19 protein-coding genes are annotated in these 18,622 nt (G+C 69.7%); 13 read left to right on the top strand and 6 right to left on the bottom strand.

The window, feature by feature from the left end:
- Positions 1-44: 44 nt before the first annotated feature.
- Together ACCO44_RS01620 and ACCO44_RS01625 are read right to left on the bottom strand one after the other, a co-directional pair.
- Positions 45-1,547: a DUF4127 family protein gene (locus ACCO44_RS01620; RefSeq protein ID WP_372468012.1), complete on the bottom strand. Its 1,503-nt coding sequence runs from the start codon at positions 1,545-1,547 to the stop codon at positions 45-47.
- Positions 1,548-1,607: 60 nt separating this feature from the next.
- Positions 1,608-2,324: a GntR family transcriptional regulator gene (locus ACCO44_RS01625; RefSeq protein WP_029273885.1), complete on the bottom strand. Its 717-nt coding sequence runs from the start codon at positions 2,322-2,324 to the stop codon at positions 1,608-1,610.
- Between the two features lie 137 nt (positions 2,325-2,461).
- On the opposite strand from ACCO44_RS01625, the gene ACCO44_RS01630 reads away from it, so the two are divergent.
- The 8 genes from ACCO44_RS01630 (at position 2,462) to ACCO44_RS01665 (ending at position 11,823) form a co-directional block, all read left to right on the top strand.
- A complete protein-coding gene (locus ACCO44_RS01630) occupies positions 2,462-3,751 on the top strand; it encodes an ABC transporter substrate-binding protein (RefSeq protein ID WP_372468015.1) in 1,290 nt (429 codons plus the stop codon).
- Between the two features lie 10 nt (positions 3,752-3,761).
- Positions 3,762-4,733, top strand: coding sequence for a carbohydrate ABC transporter permease (locus ACCO44_RS01635; protein WP_372468017.1), 972 nt, complete (start codon positions 3,762-3,764; stop codon positions 4,731-4,733).
- On the top strand, positions 4,720-5,586 hold the full coding sequence (locus ACCO44_RS01640; RefSeq protein ID WP_051662473.1) for a carbohydrate ABC transporter permease: 867 nt from the start codon (positions 4,720-4,722) through the stop codon (positions 5,584-5,586). The genes ACCO44_RS01635 and ACCO44_RS01640 overlap by 14 nt, the downstream gene beginning before the upstream one ends.
- A complete protein-coding gene (locus ACCO44_RS01645; protein ID WP_029264016.1) occupies positions 5,583-6,266 on the top strand; it encodes an N-acetylmannosamine-6-phosphate 2-epimerase in 684 nt (227 codons plus the stop codon). The genes ACCO44_RS01640 and ACCO44_RS01645 overlap by 4 nt, the downstream gene beginning before the upstream one ends.
- Positions 6,263-7,189: an ROK family protein gene (locus ACCO44_RS01650; protein ID WP_372468019.1), complete on the top strand. Its 927-nt coding sequence runs from the start codon at positions 6,263-6,265 to the stop codon at positions 7,187-7,189. Before ACCO44_RS01645 ends, ACCO44_RS01650 begins: the two co-directional genes overlap by 4 nt.
- A gap of 95 nt (positions 7,190-7,284) precedes the next feature.
- The gene (locus ACCO44_RS01655) at positions 7,285-7,917 is read left to right on the top strand and encodes a PadR family transcriptional regulator (RefSeq protein WP_029264018.1); all 633 of its coding nucleotides are present in this window, start codon (positions 7,285-7,287) and stop codon (positions 7,915-7,917) included.
- 45 nt (positions 7,918-7,962) lie between these two features.
- Positions 7,963-9,666: an AarF/ABC1/UbiB kinase family protein gene (locus ACCO44_RS01660; protein ID WP_262003115.1), complete on the top strand. Its 1,704-nt coding sequence runs from the start codon at positions 7,963-7,965 to the stop codon at positions 9,664-9,666.
- Positions 9,667-9,816: 150 nt separating this feature from the next.
- Positions 9,817-11,823: a BCCT family transporter gene (locus ACCO44_RS01665; RefSeq protein ID WP_372468021.1), complete on the top strand. Its 2,007-nt coding sequence runs from the start codon at positions 9,817-9,819 to the stop codon at positions 11,821-11,823.
- A gap of 19 nt (positions 11,824-11,842) precedes the next feature.
- On the opposite strand, the gene ACCO44_RS01670 is transcribed toward ACCO44_RS01665, so the two are convergent.
- Complete coding sequence (locus ACCO44_RS01670) at positions 11,843-13,402, bottom strand: SDR family oxidoreductase (protein ID WP_372468023.1); 1,560 nt, start codon at positions 13,400-13,402, stop codon at positions 11,843-11,845.
- Between the two features lie 98 nt (positions 13,403-13,500).
- Between ACCO44_RS01670 and ACCO44_RS01675 the strand changes: the two genes are divergently transcribed.
- The 3 genes from ACCO44_RS01675 (at position 13,501) to ACCO44_RS01685 (ending at position 15,811) form a co-directional block, all read left to right on the top strand.
- Complete coding sequence (locus tag ACCO44_RS01675) at positions 13,501-14,724, top strand: MFS transporter (protein WP_372468024.1); 1,224 nt, start codon at positions 13,501-13,503, stop codon at positions 14,722-14,724.
- A 290-nt stretch (positions 14,725-15,014) separates the two neighbouring features.
- Entirely contained in the window at positions 15,015-15,497 is a 483-nt protein-coding gene (locus tag ACCO44_RS01680; protein WP_372468026.1) for an SRPBCC domain-containing protein, read from the top strand.
- Positions 15,494-15,811, top strand: coding sequence for a metalloregulator ArsR/SmtB family transcription factor (locus ACCO44_RS01685; RefSeq protein ID WP_308737015.1), 318 nt, complete (start codon positions 15,494-15,496; stop codon positions 15,809-15,811). Before ACCO44_RS01680 ends, ACCO44_RS01685 begins: the two co-directional genes overlap by 4 nt.
- 3 nt (positions 15,812-15,814) lie before the next feature.
- Here the strand turns inward: ACCO44_RS01685 and ACCO44_RS01690 are convergent, their stop codons facing one another.
- Positions 15,815-16,366: a MarR family winged helix-turn-helix transcriptional regulator gene (locus tag ACCO44_RS01690; RefSeq protein ID WP_029264025.1), complete on the bottom strand. Its 552-nt coding sequence runs from the start codon at positions 16,364-16,366 to the stop codon at positions 15,815-15,817.
- Entirely contained in the window at positions 16,366-16,608 is a 243-nt protein-coding gene (locus ACCO44_RS01695; RefSeq protein ID WP_091033026.1) for a hypothetical protein, read from the bottom strand. The genes ACCO44_RS01690 and ACCO44_RS01695 overlap by 1 nt, the downstream gene beginning before the upstream one ends.
- Before the next feature lie 129 nt (positions 16,609-16,737).
- Here ACCO44_RS01695 and ACCO44_RS01700 point away from each other — a divergent pair, with 129 nt between their 5' ends.
- Both ACCO44_RS01700 and ACCO44_RS01705 read left to right on the top strand, forming a co-directional pair.
- The gene (locus ACCO44_RS01700; RefSeq protein ID WP_029264027.1) at positions 16,738-17,196 is read left to right on the top strand and encodes a MarR family winged helix-turn-helix transcriptional regulator; all 459 of its coding nucleotides are present in this window, start codon (positions 16,738-16,740) and stop codon (positions 17,194-17,196) included.
- Positions 17,197-17,340: 144 nt separating this feature from the next.
- Complete coding sequence (locus ACCO44_RS01705) at positions 17,341-17,667, top strand: hypothetical protein (RefSeq protein WP_029264028.1); 327 nt, start codon at positions 17,341-17,343, stop codon at positions 17,665-17,667.
- Positions 17,668-17,814: 147 nt separating this feature from the next.
- Here ACCO44_RS01705 and ACCO44_RS01710 read toward each other — a convergent pair whose 3' ends face one another.
- On the bottom strand, positions 17,815-18,567 hold the full coding sequence (locus ACCO44_RS01710; RefSeq protein WP_372468028.1) for an SDR family NAD(P)-dependent oxidoreductase: 753 nt from the start codon (positions 18,565-18,567) through the stop codon (positions 17,815-17,817).
- Positions 18,568-18,622 lie beyond the last annotated feature (55 nt).

The following is an 18,622-nucleotide window of genomic DNA, read 5'->3' on the forward strand; positions in this document are numbered from 1 at the left end:
AGATCCTGAAACTGCCGAAGGATCGCGCCGCATGACGCGCCGGGCTAGCTCAGTACGAGCCCGATCTCGAACGATCGCCGCCACGGCAGGGTCAGTTCCTGGATGCGCACGTCCTCCGCGGGGAGCGTCGACTCCAGCAGCGCCGTCAACTCCTCGCGGATGACCCGCTCCGCCGTCGCGACCCGGCCGTCGTCGGCCATCGGGTAGACGTCGGGGAACAGCGCGGGCCCGGAGTCGGTGCGCACGACCGCCTGGTACGCGAAGTCGTCGAGCAGTCGCGTGAGCAGGGCGATGCGGGCGGCGCGGGCATCGAACGTGTCCGTCGCCCGGCCGACCACTCCGGCTGCCGCGACCGCGACCACGCTGCCGAGCGTGTTGCCGGCCGTGTTCCACCCGCCGAACGCCTCGAGGCGCCCGAGCAGCCCCGCCTCGGCGAGCGCCCGCACGAGCGCCTCGTCGGCGCCGTTCGGGTAGCGGACGTCCGCGAGGGCCACGTGCTCGCCCGCGTCCAGCCGCTCCCGGATCAACGCGACCGTGCCGGCCACGGCATCCTCGTCCACCTGATCCGGCCGGCCGCGGAACATGTCGTGCCGGTCAGGATCGGGCGCGTGCAGCACCAGGGTCACGTCGCCGCCTTCGGAGACCTCCACGGCCCCGGCCGCGCGGATCTGCCGACTCGCGGATGCCGCGAGCGACATGTTCTCGTACGGCGGGATGCGGGTCATGCCCTCGGCATCGGCGCACGCGACCGAGAACGAGGCGGTCACGCCGGCGTTCGCGGCCAGCGCCCTGGCGACCAGCGCCGCGCCCACCTCGTCGGCACCCGGGTACATCAGCACATCGCGGCCCGACGGCAGCATCCGCATCCAGTGCCGCAGCCACACCTGTTCGGCGCTGCCCGCGGCGAACGGCGCGGTGTCATCGGCGGTGATCGCCAGGAAGTCGAGCGTCGCATCCTCGACGAGCGCGAGCGTCGACAGGTTCATGATGTGATTGCGCAGCCGCCGCGCCGAGTAGTCGGACACGATCTCGGCCGGCACCGGGGTCAGCTCCGACAGGGGAAGCACGTCGGCCTCGTCGAGCAGCCGGTGCGCGTCGCCGCCGAGCGCATGGATCTCCTTGCCGTGTTCCCGCCAGTACTCCGGCTCCTCGGCGGCCGAGTACGAGTTGCTCGCCCGCGTCACGAGCGAGACGGCCGAGATCGGCAGCTCCGGCCGACGGCGGCGCACCTCGCGCAGCACGTCGAGCCGCTCCAGCACCTCGCGCGTCGTGTCGGCGCTCGTGCGGCTGGCGATCAGCCCGCCGTAGAGCAGCATGTCGACCGACACCACCACATGAACCGTGGCCGGGTCGGCGACGCGGTCGAGCAGCCAGGCGCCGAGCGCGGTCGCGTCTCCGGCGACACGGTATGAGGGCAGGATCTCGGCCGGTGGCACGTCGAGGATCACTCCGGCCACCGCGGCGACGTCGCCGGGAAGCCGCACGTTCACCGGCCGGTCGTCGAGCGGGAGCAGAGCGATGCGCGGGCGCAGAGTCGTGTCGGACACGGGGGAGTGCCTTTCGTCAGGGGACTTCGGGGAGTTCGGGTGGCGATTCGGAAACGGGGGTCAGGGGCGCGAGATCGAGACCAGGTACGAGTAGCGGTCGCCCCGGTACACCGATTCGGCGTACTCGATCGGGCGGCTGCGCGCGTCGTAGGTGGTGCGCTTGACCAGGAAGGCGGGCGAGAACGGCGGCGTCTGCAGCGCGTCGGCCTGCTCCTCGTCGAGCACGACCGCATGGATCTCCTGGTCGGCGCGGACCGCGGAGATGCCGAACCGCGAGCGCAGATCCTCGTACAGCGAGTCTCCGACGATGCCGTCTTCGAGGCCCGGCACTGCGTCGGCGGCGATCGAGCAGACCTCGAGGCAGATCGGGATGTCGTCGGCGGTGCGCACCCGGCGGATGCGGACGACGGGTGACTGCGGGCTGAGGTTCAGCGCGTACCCGGCGGTCTGCCCCGCGGATGCGGTGCCGACGTCGACCGACAGCGAACCGGGACGCATGTTGCGCGTGTGCATGTCTTCCGAGAACGAGGTGAGCTCGAAGGTCTTGCTGATGCGGGAGGCGCTCACGAACGTGCCGGCCCCCTGCAGGCGGTAGACCAGGCCGTCGCGCTCCAGCTCGTCGAGGGCACGCCGCACGGTCTGCCGGTTCACCTCGAGCGACTCGGCGAGGTCGCGCTCGGTCGGCAGCTTCTCGTGCGGGGCGAGCCCCTGCTGGATGACCTCTTCCAGATGCCGTCGCACCCGCTCGTGCTTCGTCACGCCTTCGATCGACGACATGCCACCCCTCCGGTCTGCCCATTTGGACTAACCCAATCTTGACGATCACCCCTGGATGTGTCAATGTCTGTTCTCAGCGGTTCCGAATTGGTCTATTCCAATCCTTTTGTAAGGTCAATGATGAGCGGAGAACTCCCATGCACACGAAGCAGCACATGCGCCGGCGCGCCCTGATCGCCGGTGCCCTGACCACAGCCACGGTCGTCGCCCTCACCGGATGCGGTGCGGGAGGCGGCGACGCCGACGGCCCGACCGAGATCACGTTCTCGTACCTCTGGGGCGGTGAAGAGGCGAAGGCGCTCGAAGAGATCATCGCCGACTTCAACGGCAGCCAGGACGAGATCGTGGTCAAGGGCGTCTCCAGCCCCGACACCCAGAAGCAGTTGACCTCGATGTCGTCATCGAACGGATCGTTCGACATCTCCGACAACTTCGGCAACACGGTCGGCGCCTGGGCCTCGAAGGGCATCCTCGCCCCTCTGGACGACGCGATCGCGGCCGAGGGCATCGAGATCGACGACTTCATCCCCAGCGCCATGGAGCAGATGACCTACGACGGCAAGATCTACTCGCTGCCGATCGCCACCCACAGCTTCCAGCTGCTCTACAACACGCAGCTGCTGGAGGAAGCCGGCGTCACCCCGCCGACCACCATGGACGAGCTCGCGGCCGCGATCGAGAAGCTCACCGTGGTCGACGGATCCGGGAAGATCACGCAGCTCGGCCTCGGTTCGGCCAACGACAGCACGACCCTGACCACCCTCGGCTACGCGTTCGGCGGCAGCTGGGACGGCGAAGACGGCCCCACCCCCGCCGAAGACGGCAACCTCGAAGCCCTGCAGTGGTACCAGGACAACGTGATCGAGCCGGTCGGCGCCCAGGCCATGGCGACCTTCGTCTCGGGCCAGGGAGAGTACCTCTCGGCGCAGGACCCGTTCTTCAGCGGCAAGGTCGCGATGATCATCGACGGTGAATGGCGCTCGGCCTCCGCGGCCAAGATCGCCCCGGACTTCGAGTGGGGTGTCACGGCGATCCCGGCCGCCTCGCCCGAGCTCGAGAACAGCACGCAGGTGACCGCCAGCACGCTCTTCATCCCCGCGAACTCGAAGCACAAGGAGGAAGCGGCCACGTTCCTCGCCTACCTCGTCAGCGAGGAGCCGATGGAGAAGTTCGCCGTCGCACTCGGCAACCTGCCCGGACGTACGTCGCTCGCCGGCAGCTCCGCCTTCGACAGCCTGCAGGACTTCGGCGTGTGGGCCGATGCTGCATCCTCTCCGAACGCGAAGGCGCTCGCGAGCCTTCCGTACAGCGCCGAGTACGCCACCGACCTCGCCACCGCCTTCGATGAGGTCGTCCGTCTCACGGCGACCCCCGAAGAGGCGATCGCGACGGTCGAGGAGCGCATGGCCAACTACTCCACGAAGTGATCGAGGCTCCGTGACCACTGCAACAGCACGCCGGGTCCGGCAGGAGATTGCTCCTGCCGGGCCCGGCGGGCGTGCCCCGCGGCGGCGTCGCACCCGCCGGTCGACCCTGATCGGCCTCGCGTTCGCGTCGCCGTTCATCGTCGGGTTCCTGTTCCTCTTCGCCTACCCGATCGCCGCGTCCGCGTACTACAGCTTCACCGACTTCAACCTGTTCCAGTCCCCGGAGTGGGTGGGGTTGGCGAACTACGTGCAGATGTTCAACGACGGCGTCTTCTGGAAGTCGCTCGCGAACACCGCCGTCCTCACCGTCTTCGGCGTTCCGCTCGCGATCGGCATCGCCCTCGCGGGTGCGCACCTGCTGAACACCCCGGTGCGGGGCCAACCGCTCTACCGCGCACTCGTCTACCTGCCCTCGATCGTCCCCGTCGTCGTCGGCGGCTACCTGTGGCGCTGGCTGCTCAACGCCCAGTACGGCTTCGTGAACTACTTCCTGTCCTGGTTCGGCATCGAGGGACCGGCCTGGTTGCAGGAGCCCGAATGGACCAAGCCCGCCATCATCCTGATGTCGCTGTGGACCGTCGGCGGCACCATGATCATCTACCTCGCCGCCCTCCAGGAGGTCCCGAAGGAGCTGTACGAGGCGGCCGAACTGGATGGCGCGGGCATGTGGCGCCGCTTCACCAGTGTGACCTGGCCCACCGTCTCGCCGGTGACCCTGTTCCAGGTGATCGTGAGCATCATCGGATTCCTGCAGATCTTCACGCAGCCGTACATCCTCTCCCAGGAACGGCTGAACCAGGCCGGCTCCGGGCCGGGACAGTCGATGCTGTCGTACGCGATGTACCTGTATCAGAACGCGTTCGTGTTCCTGAAGATGGGCTACGCGTCGGCCATGGCCTGGACTTTGTTCATCATCACGCTGGTCGTGAGCCTGATCGTGCTCGCGACCTCGAGGAAGTGGGTGCACGATGGCACACGCTGACGTCGCCGTCATCCGCAAGCGTCCCCGGCGGGTACGCCGGACGATGCGCCGTGTCCGGCAGCAGGTCTCGGTCGCGCTGCTCGCGCTGCTGTTCCTTTTTCCGCTGCTCGTGATGCTGTCGACCGCGTTCAAGACGCCGGGCGACGTGTTCTCCTCGCCGCCGTCGCTGCTGCCGACCGACTGGACGATGGACAACTTCGCCGAGGCGTTCGAGCAGATCCCGGTGTGGCGCTATCTCGGGAACACCCTGTTCGTGTCGGGGATGAGCATCCTCGGCACGGTCATCTCGTGCCCGCTCGTGGCCTATGCGCTGGCCAAGGTGCGCTGGCGCGGCTCCCGCCCACTGCTCATCCTGGTGCTGGCCACCATGATGCTCCCGCCGCAGGTGACCCTCATCCCCCTGTTCCTGGTGTGGAACGGGCTCGAGGCGACCAACACGTATCTGCCGCTGATCGTCCCCGCGTTCCTCGGCACGCCGTTCTTCATCTTCATGATCCGGCAGTTCCTGCTCGCGGTGCCGGACGAGCTGATCGAGGCCGCCCGCCTGGACGGCGCCTCCGAGTTCCGCACCTACGCGACGATCGTGCTGCCGTTGGCGCGGCCCGCCATCGTGACGGCGGCGATCTTCCAGTTCGTGTGGGCGTGGACCGACTTCCTCAACCCGCTCATCTATCTGAACGACGAGTCCACCTATACGCTTTCGATCGGTCTGTACGCCTTCTTCGGTGAGAACGACGTGGCCTGGGGGCCGCTGATGGCCGCCTGCGTCATGTTCACCCTTCCGGCCGTGGTGATCTTCCTGATCGGTCAGAAGTTCTTCATCGGTGGCGCCAGCGCAGGAGCTCTCAAATGATCCACGACCCCCTCGAACTCCTCACCGGACGCCTGATCGCCTCGGTGCAGGCGCAGTCGGGAAGCCCGGTGCGCGACACGGAGGTGATCGCCGCGCTCGCCGAATCCGCGCTGCTCGGAGGCGCCAGCGGCCTGCGCCTGAACGGCCCCGACGACATCCGCCGGATGCGGGCGGCGACGGATGCTCCGATCATCGGCCTGCACAAGGTGCACAACGGGGTCCGGAACGTGATCACCCCCGACGTCGCGCTGGCGCTCGGCCTCGCGGAGGCGGGAGCCGACATCATCGCGGTGGATGCCACCGTGGAGCAGCTGGGCGACAGGTTCGACCTGCTGCGCGAGATCGCGGAGGCGACCGGGCGTCCGGTGATGGCCGACGTCTCCACCCTCGACGAGGGGATGCGCGCCCGGGAGGCCGGAGCGGCCGTGGTCGGTACGACCCTCTCGGGATACACGCCGCACTCGGCGCGGGGCGAGGGGCCGGATCTGCAGCTGGTCGCGGATCTCGTCGCCGCCGGCATCCCCACCATCGCCGAGGGGCGGTACCAGACGACCGAGCAGGTGCGCCAGGCGTTCGATGCCGGCGCACTCGCCGTGGTGGTCGGCGGGGCGATCACCGACCCGATCGCGATCACCCGGCGCTTCGTCGCGGTGACGCCGGCGGTGCGGAGCCCGGCATGATCATCGGCGTCGACATCGGCGGCACGAAGATCGCGGTCGCCGGGTTCGCGCGCGACGGCGATCGGCTCGAGAGGGCCACCGAGGTGCGCACCCTCGCGACACCGTCTCGCGCGGGTGGTCCGGCCATCGTGCAGGCGGTGGCGGATGCCGTGCGCGCGGTGCGCGGTGGCGATCCGGTGGAGGCGGTCGGAGTCGGCACCGCGGGTGTGGTCGGGCCGGACGGCACGATCACCTCGGCCACGGATGCGATCAGCGGCTGGGTCGGATTCCCGCTGCGGAGTGCCCTCGCAGATGCGGTCGGCGCCCCGGTCGCGGTGGTCAACGACGTGCATGCCGCCGCGGTGGCCGAGGCCGAACGGGGCGCCGGAGCGGGCGCGGACGCGATGCTGATGGTCGCGGTCGGCACCGGGATCGGGGGCGCCGTCGTTCTCGCGGACGGACTGCGTCGCGGCATCACCGGCACCGCGGGGTCGATCGGACACATGGAGATCTCGCTGGCCCCGAACCTCGCCGAGCGCCGCTGCCCCTGCGGTGGCTTCGGCCACGTGGAGGCCGTGGCCTCCGGCCCCGCTCTGGAGCAGACGTTCTTCGAGGAGACCGGGGCGCACCTCCCGCTGCGCGAGGTGCATGCGGCGGCTCTGCGCGGAGACGCCCGGGCGGAACGGGTGATCCGCGACGGTGCGCACCATCTCGGGCGCGCCCTCGCGAGCGCCAATGCGGCCCTCGACGTCGAGGTGATCGTCGTCGGCGGCGGGGTCGCCGAGATCGGTGAGACCTATCTGGCCGAGGTGCGGCGGGCCTATCGCGCGGCCGCGATGCCCGGACCCTCGGCGGCTCGCGTGGTCCCGGCGCAGCTCGGGATCGATGCGGCTCTCACCGGTGCCGCGCTCCTCGGCGCGCGCCTGGTCGAGCGCTCGGACTGAGATCGGGAGCGCCGCCCTCCCTCCTGAAACTCCCACCCCATCCTCAGGGTGAACGACATATCGTTGAGTATCGTTCACCCCATCAGGAGGTCATCATGAACAACGCATTCCCCTCCAACCCGTTCGGCGGCACCAGCGGCTCCGGGAACAACGGCGGCCCCGGCGGCCTCTTCGGCGGCGCCGGCTTCGGCACGGGCCCCGGCGGTCCGGCATCCGCGATCTTCGAGGCGATGGACCAGCTCCGCAAGTCGTTCGAGCCCCGCCCGTCCGGCGGCTCGCGCATGGCCCGCGGCGATGTCCGCACGGCCGTGCTCTCCCTGCTTGCCGAGAAGCCGATGCACGGCTACCAGATCATCAACGAGATCGCCGAGCGCAGCGGTGGCACCTGGAAGCCGAGTGCCGGCTCCGTGTACCCCACGCTGCAGCTGCTCGCCGATGAAGGACTCATCGAGGCCGAGGAGCAGAACGGCCGCAAGACCTACTCGCTCACCGAGGCCGGCCGCGCCGTCGCCGACGAGAGCTCCGAGACCCCGGCCCCGTGGGAGTCGTCCGGCAAGGACGGCCACCGTGACAGCGCCCGCTTCAGTGCGCTGCCCAAGGCGGGCGTCGACCTCGCCGCCGCCGCAGCGCAGGTCGGTCGCAGCGGTTCTCCCGAGCAGGTGCAGCAGACCATCGAGATCCTCGACGAAGCCCGCCGTAGGCTGTACTCGATCCTCGCGCAGGACTGACCGCGCAGTGCGGCATCGGGTGAGGGCCTGCGAGAGGACCACGCGATGACGGATGCCGCGGCACAGGGCGCCCACCGCGCCAGGTACCGCCGCATCGTGTCGTTCGCGGGCCGGGAGTTCCTGAAGATCTGGTGGTTCGAGCTGGTGCTCCCGCGGCTCGGCATGAGCCGGGTCGCCGAGCGCACGCGGGGCCAGCGGATGCAGACGTTCGCGCGTCGCTTCCATGTGCTCGCGGTCGAACTCGGCGGTCTCATGATCAAGGTCGGACAGTTCATGTCGTCGCGCCTCGACGTGCTGCCGCCCGAGATCACGAAAGAGCTCGAGGGGCTGCAGGACGAGGTTCCGGCGGTGCCCACCGCGGCCATTCGCGCGCTCGCCGAGGCCGAACTCGGCATCCCGCTCGAGCGGGCCTACGCGTGGTTCGACGACACTCCGGTCGCGGCGGCCTCCCTCGGTCAGGTGCACCGGGCCCGGCTCTCGGCACTCGACGCGGCCGACACCGGACTCGGCCACGTCGTCGTCAAGGTGCAGCGGCCGGGCATCGACGGAATCGTCGCGGTCGACCTCGCCGCGCTCCGCCGGGTCGCCCGCTGGCTGACCCGCGTGCGCCTCGTCGCCGACCGGGTCGATGCGCCCGCACTCGTCGAGGAGTTCGCCGCGACCAGCCTCGAGGAGATCGACTACCTGCACGAAGCCGCGAGCGCCGAGCGGTTCCGCGAGAACTTCGCCGACGACCCGCGCGTGGCCGCGCCCGAGATCGTGTGGGAGCGGTCGACCCGTCGGGTGCTCACCCTCTCCGATGTCACCGCGATCAAGATCAATGACACGGATGCGCTGCGCGCCGCCGGCATCGACCCCTCCGAGGTCGCCGCGGTGTTCGCCGAGGTCATGTTCGACCAGGTGTTCACGCACAGCTTCGTGCACGCCGACCCGCACCCCGGCAACATCTTCGTGACGCCGGTCCCCGCGGGCGCAGGCGAGTCGGGGCGGAACTTCCAGCTCACGTTCATCGACTTCGGGATGATGGCCGAGGTTCCCGACAGTCTCCGCGACGGGCTGCGCACGCTCCTGATCGCGGTCGCCGGGCGTGACAGCCGCGGCCTCGTCGCCGCCGCCCAGGAGATCGGCGTCCTGCTGCCGTCGGCCGACACCAACGAGCTCGAACGTGCTCTGAGCGCGCTGTTCGCCCGCTTCGGCGGCATGGGTTTCGCCGAACTCAGCAAGGTCGATCCCCGGGAGTTCCGCGACTTCGCGGAGGAGTTCGGCGACATGGTGCGCTCGCTCCCGCTGCAGCTGCCCGAGAACATGCTGCTGCTCATCCGCGCGGTCTCGCTGACCTCGGGCATGTGCAGCGGACTCGACCCGGCGTTCAACGTGTGGGATGCCGCCGAGCCCTACGCCGCACGCCTGCTGCGCGACGAGAGCGGCAACATCGTGCAGGCTTTCGCGGGCCAGGCGATGGACACGATGGCGACGACCTGGCAGCTGCCCGGCCGCATCGACCGGATCATCACCCGCATCGACGACGGCAACGTGTCGTTCGACACCTCGCGGCTCGAGCGTCGCCTCGATCGGCTCGAGGGCATCGCGCGTCGCATCGCCTCGGGAGTGCTGTTCGCGGCGCTGCTCGTGGGCGGTGCCCTGCTCGTCCCCTCGCTGCCTCCGCTGGGCATCACCCTGATCTGCGTCTCGGCCCTGCCGCTGCTGCACTCGGTGTTCGCCGGCGTCGGTCGCCGCGGCCCGCGGTAGCCGGAGCCCGCGGTAGCCGCGGCACGCCCGGGAAGCCCGGACCATCCGGTATCCGCGCGGCGCGTCGAGCCCCGACGCGCCGCGGATCGCACGGCTGGCCTGGGTTTTCGCATCCACGCATCGGCATATCGCGTGACAGGATGGTGTGCCATGGAGACCCCTGACGAGAAGCCGCCCGCACGCTCCGCAGGAAGCACCCCGCAGCGCCCCCGCACGGATGCCGTCAGCACGGGCGTGAACCGCCTCCCGGCCAAGGCCACCGAGGCCGCGAAGAAGATCGTCCGCGACATCGCGGCCGTCCCGCCGCGCAGCGTGCATCCGGCCCTCGTGCCCGGCGTCTCGGTCGAGGAGACCGGCCGCACCTACCGCACCGACGCACTCGTGTTCGGCGTCGCGGTGGCGCTCACGGTCGCCTTCATCGCGTGGGGCGTGTTCGCCGGTGACAACCTCTCCGGCACGACCTCGGCCGTGCTCGCCTGGGTGGTGGAGTACTTCGGGTTCTTCTTCACGACCATCGCCACGATCATCCTGGTGTTCATGCTGTTCGTCGGCTTCAGCCGCTACGGACGCATCCCGCTCGGCCGCGACGATGAAGAGCCCGAGTACTCGATGTTCTCGTGGATCTCGATGCTGTTCGCCGCCGGCATGGGCATCGGCCTGGTGTTCTGGGGCGCGGCCGAGCCGCTCACCTTCTTCGAGAGCCCGCCGCCCGGCACGGTCGAGGCGAGCACCCTCGACGCCATGCACACGGCACAGACGCAGGTGCTGTACCACTGGGGCCCGCAGGCGTGGGCGTTCTACGCGCTCGTCGGTGGTGCGATCGCCTACGGCGCCTACCGCCGCGGCCGCACCCCGCTGATCTCGTCGATCTTCGCCCCGCTGCTGGGCGAGGGCCGCACGGCCGGACCCCTCGGCCGCACGATCGACATCTTCTCGATCATCGTCACGCTCTTCGGAACCGCAGCATCCCTCGGCCTCGGCGCCCTGCAGATCGGGCACGGCGTCGAGATCGTCAGCGGCGCCGGCCCGCTCGGCAACGGCATCCTCATCGCGGTCATCGCCGTGCTCACCGCGTGCTTCATCGCCTCGGCAGTCTCGGGCGTCTCCAAGGGCATCCGGGCGCTGTCGAACATCAACGCCGTCGTCGCGCTGCTGCTGGCGTTCTTCGTGTTCTTCGTCGGACCGACGCTGCTCATCCTCAACGTGATCCCCTCGGTCGCCGTGCAGTTCATCGGCGACCTGCCGCAGATGATCGGCCGGTCGGCATCGCAGGGCGAGGCCGCGCAGACGTTCCTGTCGAGCTGGACCATCTTCTACTGGGCATGGTGGATCTCGTGGTCGCCGTTCGTCGGCATGTTCATCGCGAAGATCTCGCGCGGCCGGAGCCTGCGCCAGTTCGTGTCGGTCGTCATCGTGGTGCCCTCGGTCATCTCGCTCATCTGGTTCGCGATCTTCGGCACCACGGCCATCCAGCAGCAGATGGACGGCGCGAACCTCGCCGTCGATCCGCCGGAGGAAGTGCTGTTCGGCGTGCTCGAGAACCTGCCGTTCCCGCTGATCACGAGCATCGTGCTCATCCTGCTGATCGCGATCTTCTTCGTCACCGGCGCGGATTCCGCGTCGCTCGTCATGGGCACCCTCTCGCAGCAAGGCCGCCCCGAGCCGGCGCGCTGGGTCGCGGTCGTCTGGGGTGTCCTGGTCGGCGTGATCGCGGCCGTCCTGCTCGTCACCGGCGAGGAGGGGAGCGGGCTGAAGTCGCTGCAGAACGTGACGATCATCGCCGCCCTGCCGTTCGCGATCATCATGGCGTTCATGATGATCGCGTTCATGAAGGATCTGCGGCGCGATCCGCTGATCCTGCGCGAGCGCTACGCCCGTGCTGCCGTGCGGCACAGCGTCATGGCCGGGCTGGAGGAGTACGGCGACGACTTCGCGCTCGTCCCCGTCGAGTACGACCACTCGGAGGACGACCTCGCCTGGATCGACGAGTCGACCGTCGACGAGACGCTGGCCGAGGTCTACGAGGCAGCGACCGAGGCCATCGACATCATCCCGCCCGCCGAGGTGGATGCCGTGGTCGACGCCGCGCTCGACGATGCAGCGCCGGATGCGGCGGCGGATGCAGCGCCGGACGGGGAGCGACCGCGGGAGTCGTGATTCCCCGGCATCCCCGGCGTCAGGCGCTCTCGGCCGCAGCGGTGATCCGCGAGGCCATGCTGGCGAAGATCAGCCCGTGGAAGGGCAGCACCGCGAGCCAGTACAGGCGCCCACTGAGCCCGCGCGGGAAGAAGATCGCCCGCTGCTCGTAGCGGGCGCCGGCGGCGTCGGGGAGCGCACGCAGCTCGAGCCAGGCCTCGCCGGGCACCTTCATCTCGGCACGGAGCCGCAGCAGCCCACCGCTCGCCGCCGATGATTCGGTCGCCGCGCCTGGTTCCTCGACGGCTTCGACGCGCCAGAAGTCGATCGCGTCGCCCACGCGGGCGACCGTCTGACTACGGCGACCGCGGCGCAGGCCCACCCCGCCGACCACGCGGTCCATCAGCCCGCGCACCGCCCAGAGGAACCGCGAGGAGTACCAGCCGTTCGTTCCACCGATGCCCAGCACCACGGACCACAGCCGGTCGACGGATGCCGAGGTGACGAGCGTGCGCGCGTCGGTGAAGACCGTGCGGCCCGCCCAGTCCGGGTCGCTCGGCAGCGGGTCGCTGGGGGCGCCCGAGACCTCGGAATCCTGCCAGCTCGTCTCGATCGCGTCGGCGTCGACCCGCCCGAGCGCCAGGTCGACGGCTCGTCGATACGGTGTCAGGCCGCCCTCCGGCTGCGGGATCAGCTCGTCGACCGCGTGGTCCTTCATGATGCACTCGTTCTGCAGCGACGCCACGAGCGGGCGGGCGATCGAGCGGGGAACCGGCGTCACGAGGTTGACCCAGTGCGAGGCGAGACCGGGAGTCAGCACGGGCAGCGCGGCGATCGCACGCTGGGGCAGACCGGCCTCGACCGCGTAGCCGTTCATCATCTGTCCGTAGCGCAGCACGTCGGGTCCGCCGATGTCGACCGCGCGGTTCACGTCGGCGTCGACTCGGGCGGCGCCGAGCAGGTAGTGCAGCACGTCGCGCACGGCGATCGGCTGGATGCGGTTGCGCACCCACTTCGGCGCCGGCATGTACGGCAGCACGTCGGTGAGGTGACGGATCATCTCGAACGACGCCGACCCCGACCCGATCACGACCCCCGCCTGCAGCACGAGCGTCGGCACGCCGGACTGCAGGAAGATCTCGCCGACACGCACGCGGGAGCGCAGATGGGGTGACAGCTTCACGTCGTCCGGATGCAGTCCGCCGAGGTAGACGATGCGCCGCACACCCGCGTGGGCCGCGGCCTCGGCCACCGTCGTCGCCGCGCGCTCGTCGCTCTCCTCGAACCCCTTGCCGGCGGTCATCGAGTGGATCAGGTAGTACACGACGTCGACGTCGTCCATGGCTGCGGCGACAGCATCCGCGTCGTCGGCCGATCCTTCGACGATCTCGCAGTCGGGACCCCAGGGGAAGGATGCCGCGCGCGCGGCATCGCGTGCCAGCACCCGCACGCGATATCCGGCGTTGAGCAGCCGCGGGGTGAGTCGCCCACCGACGTATCCGGTCGCGCCGAGCACGAGCGCGCGCGGCGCCGATCCGTCGTCGCGGGGGAGGGCGCGCAGCGCCTCTTCGTCGCCGGTGGGCTGGGTGAGTGGGGCCATGGGTCGAGCGTACGACGGCCAGGGGGTGGCGGGTACGGGGTTGTGGCGACGAGTCTGTGCGGATAGGGAGTACGCGCCGGGCCGTTACGATCGTAGACATGGCTTCAATCGAATCGATTCGACGAACGGCTCCGGACCGAGCGTCCCGGCGCGCCCGCATCGCCGTCTCCGCCCTGTTCCTGACCAACGGGGCGCTGTTCGCGAACATCCTGCCGCGCTACCCGGAGATCAAGGCCGGACTCGGACTCGACAACCTCGGCTACGGCTTCGCGATCGCCGCGTTCCCTGCGGGTGCCATCGCCGCGGGGCTCCTGGCCGCGGTGCTGATCCGCCGGTTCGGCTCGGCGCGCATCGCCGTGATCGGCACCGTGCTCACCAGCATCGGCCTGCTCTCCGCCGCCCTCGCCCCTTCGGGGGTGCTGTTCGCCGTCGCGCTGTTCCTCGGCGGAGCATCCGACGCCATCACGGATGTCGCGCAGAACGCCCACGGCCTCCGCGTGCAGCGGCGCTACGGACGCTCGATCATCAACGGATTCCACGCGATCTGGTCGATCGGCGCCGTGATCGGTGGGGCGATGGCCGCCGTCGCGATCGCCCTGCAGCTGCCCCTGGGTGTGCACCTCGGCATCTCGACCGCCGTGTTCGCGACCGTCGCCCTCGTGGCCCTGCGGTTCTGCCTCCCCGGCCGTGACGACGAGACCGAGACGGATGCCGTCGCCGCCCCCGCCGAGGTGACGGGGGCACTGCGTCGCCACGTGACCCCGCGCACCGTGATCGCGATCATCGCGCTCACCCTCATCGCGATGGCCGGCGCCGTCGCCGAGGATGCCGGAAACTCCTGGGCGACCCTGTACCTCGCCGACTCGCTCGGGGCCGCGGCGGCGATCGCCCCGCTCGGCTTCATCGCCCTGGTCGGGGCGCAGTTCATCGGCCGGATGCTCGGCGACCCGCTCACCGACCGGTTCGGGCAGCGCTGGGTCGCGCGAGTGGGCGGCATCATCGCGGCGGTGGGCATGACGCTCGCGCTCGCCTTCCCGACCGTGCCGGGCACGATCCTCGGGTTCGCGGCCGTCGGCTTCGGCATCGCGACCCTCATCCCCGCGGCGATGCATGCCGCCGACGAGCTGCCGGGGCTGCGGGCGGGCGTCGGGCTCACGGTCGTGTCGTGGCTGCTGCGCCTCGGGTTCCTGCTGTCGCCCCCGTTCGTGGGGTACATCGCCGAGACCGAGAGCCTGCGCGCCGGGCTGCTCGTCGCCCCGGTCGCCGCCCTCGTCGCCGTGCTGCTCGCCGGGTTCCTGGAGAAGCGCCGCCCGCGGGGGTAGTGGGCATCCGTCCCCGGCATCCGGCATCCGCCCCGGCATCCGTCCCGTCCGTCCCCGACTCGCGTGCAGATGTCGGACGAATGCACGGATGCAGGACGGATCCGCGGTGTTTCGTCCTGCATCCGTGAATCGGTCCTGCAAGTGGCGCGGGACGGAGGTGGGTCGGAGCCCGGGTGCGGATGCCGTGACCCTGGAAACTGCAACTCGGGGGTTGCGCAACCGGAACCAGTGTGCAACTCTGAGGTTGCAGTTGGTCGACCGGCCAGCGCGAGACCCCGAAAGGATCCATCATGGTGAACATGACCCACAACGAGGCATCCGTCGTCGATGAGGAGACCTTCTCCGTCCGGCGCAGCATCCAGATCGCGGCCCCCGTCGAGAAGGTGTGGCGAGCCGTCGCCGAACCCGAGCACATCTCCCGCTGGTTCGGGCGCACCGTGCTCGACGGCACCGGCGTCGGCGCGACCGGCACGATGACGTTCCCCGACTACGACGTGATCCCGCTGCGGGTCGACGAGTACGACGAGCCGCGGCGCATCACGTACCGCTGGAACAACGACGACGCCCTCGGGAAGCTCCCCGACAGCATCGACGAGTCGACCTCGACCGTCTTCACCTTCACGCTCGAAGAGGCCGACGGCGGCACGCGCCTGACGGTCGTCGAGAGCGGCTTCGAGCGCACGTCCGACCCGCGCGGCAACCTCGAGTCGCACCGTACCGGCTGGGACCTGGAGCTCGACAAGATGGTCGCCCTGGTGGAAGGCGAAGCGTGACCACAGGAACCCTGCTGCCCATGTTCGCGGCGCTCGCGGACGAGACGCGCTGGAGCATCCTGACGGCTCTCGGCGAGGGGGATGCTTCGGCATCCGCCCTCGCCGGGCGCCTTCCGGTGTCTCGACAGGCGATCGCGAAGCACCTCGCCGTCCTGCAGGAGGTCGGCCTGGTCGAACCCGTGCGCGTCGGACGGGAAGTGCGCTTCCGCGTCGTCGGCGCCGAGCTCTCCGCCACCGCGGCGAAGCTCGACGTGATCGGCCGTGAGTGGGACCGTCGCCTCGCCGCGATCAAGGAGATCGCGGAAGGCCTGTAGCCGTCACTCCGCTTCGGGCCCCGCCTGGTCGCGGATCACGTCGCGCAGCTCCTCGTCGAGGTCGGATGCCTCTTCGATCGCAGCCGTCATCCCGGCGAGGAACCGGGTGACGACGGCCCGCTCCTGGTCGGAGAGCTCGTCGACGAGCGTGAGCATGCGGTGGTGCATCGCCCCCAGCGTGGCGCGCACCTCTTCATCGCTGCTGACGGTCGGGACGACGACCCCTGCCCGGCGGTCGGTGGGGTGCGCCTCACGGCGGACATGACCGCCCTTCTCGAGGCGGTCGATGAGCGTCGTGGTCGATGCGGTCGAGATGTTGAGCATCCGGGCGATGTCGATCGCGCGCACGATCCTGCCGGCCCGCTGCTCCCGCAGGAGGAATCGCAGGGCCATGAGGTCGGTCTCGTTCATGCCCATGGAGATGCGGGTGCGCTCACGCATCGCGGTCTCCGCTGCGCGGTAGCGGCGCAGCATGTTCAGCACGTCGATGGTGCTCGTGCTCTCGCCGTCGGGGTACCAGTATCCGGAGCGGGCGTGGTCCTGAGGTTCGGCCATCACGCCACCCCCTCTCCGTCGTCGAGGGTGCGTGCCGTGCTGAGTTCGAGCATCTCGATCGCGCCGGTCGCCACCTCGGCGGGGACGACGAGGAGGAAGCCGCCGGTGATGGCGTCGTTCTCGGCCTCGATGATGCGCGCGATGCGATCCCGGGCGACGGTGGGGAACTGCGCGTGGAGGTGATCGAGCAGGTCGGCGAAGCCGATGTACCGCTCGTCCGTGAGGTCTATGGGCTCGACCATGACGTCCCTTCTCGTCGTGATTCCATCCTCTCATCGTCGGAAGCCCCTGATGATCGACCGATTTCGCTAGACGAACCGGTAATCAGGCGATCGAGGTAACATGGGCCGCCAGGGGAAGGCGAGGGTGTGATGGGGGCGAAGCTGGAGATCGCGACGCGGGAACTCGCGCGCGAAGTCGAGGCTCTGCGCCGCGTCGACGCCAGGCTCGGACGCCGTCTCGCAGCCGAGCGTCAGCCCAATGAGACCGACCGTGCTGCCATGGGCTTCATCGCGGATGCGCCCCTTGACCGGCCGGTCACGCCCGGCGATCTCGCCCAGCATCTGGGGGTGAGCACCGCAGCGGTCACCGCCTTGATCCGCCGGCTCACCGCACGCGGGCACATCGTCGTCTCCGTGCACCCGGATGACGCACGGTCGAAGATCCTCCGCCCGTCGTTGCGCGACCTGCACTCGCCCGCAGACGAGATCTCCCGGCGGGTCGCCGACATCGAGAGCGAATTCACGCCGGAGCAGCTCTCCGTGATCTCCCGGTTCCTCCGTCGCCTCACGGAGGAGATCTCCGAGCTCGCAGAGTCGTCCCGGAGCTAGCTTCGGCTCCTCGCCCCGCGCCGCCTCCGTCGGTGACGGTCTGTGGCGATCGATGACGGTCGGAGAGGCCCCCGATACGTCGGTTACCATTTAGCTAGTTAAACTAGTAATCTAATTGATGAAGATATTTCTCGAGGGGGTGCCATGGGTCAGCTCAGCTACGCCGGTGATTCGCAGATCGTGGAGGTGGACGATCGGGTGCTCGCGCACCTGAGGCTCGTCACCGTCACCAAGCTGCGCCGCGGCGAGTCGTTTCCGCTCACGCTGCGCACGGCGGGTGCGGCCACCGAGACGCTGTGGATGCACGCGTCGATCCCGGTGCGCTTCACGCTCGATGAGGACGTCGAGCTCGAGCGGCCGATGCTGGTCAAGATGATGGCCGCGGCGAGCACGGCCGGGGGGCTGGACCTCACAGACATCGACTTCGCGCCGCTGTGGTCCGCGCTCCCGACCATGCACGCGGTCGCCTGACTGCAGACTCGCCTCCCTCGCCGGCGCATCCTGGGCAAAGCGGTGCGGCCCGCGGGCGGGAGGTGCACAGCGACGTTTCGGGGGGTACGTCGCTGTGGATGGCATCCGGTCACCGGGAATCGGGTCCCGGGACCGGATGCCATTCGATCAGAGGGCGGTGTATCCGCCGTCGACCAGGTGGTAGCTGCCGGTGACGAAGCTCGCGGCGTCGCTGGCGAGGAACACGATGAGGTTCGCGACCTCGTCGGCCTGGCCCAGGCGTCCGATCGGGTGCTTCGACACGAGGAAGTCCTTCGCCTCGTCACCCATGTTCGCCAGCAGCGGGGTGTCGATGAAGCCGGGGCCCACCGAGTTCACGCGCACGCCCTGCGCCGAGTACTCGAGCGCGGCCGACTTGGTCATGCCGACCACGCCGTGCTTGGCCGTGACGTAGGCGGGGGATCCGGCGAAGCCGACGCTGCCGAGGATCGAGGCGATGTTCACGACCGATCCGCCGCCGTTCGCGAGGATCGACGGGATCTGCGCCTTCATGTTGCGGAACACCGCGTTGAGGTTGATGGCGATGACCTTGTCCCAGGCCTCGTCCTCGTACTCCGCGGTGGGGGCGGATGCGCCGCCGATGCCGGCGTTGTTGACGCCGATGCGCAGCGGGGCGAGGGTGTTCGCGAGTTCGACCGAAGAGGCGATCCACGCCGCATCCGTCGCGTCACCGATCGAGGCCTCGGCGATGCCGCCGGCCGCGCGGATCTCTTCGACGACCGCGTTCGCGTGCTCGGCGTTCAGGTCGTTGACCACGACCGATGCGCCGTTCTTCGCCAGCAGGAGAGCGGTCGAGCGGCCGATTCCGCTGCCTGCTCCCGTCACGATCGCCGAGCGGTTCGAGACGTCGTACTGAGCCACGAGTGACTCCACTTCCGGGCGGGCACGGGGCCGGGAGATCTTCTCGGACGGTCCG

The organism is Microbacterium maritypicum (assembly GCF_041529975.1).
GTDB lineage: Bacteria > Actinomycetota > Actinomycetes > Actinomycetales > Microbacteriaceae > Microbacterium.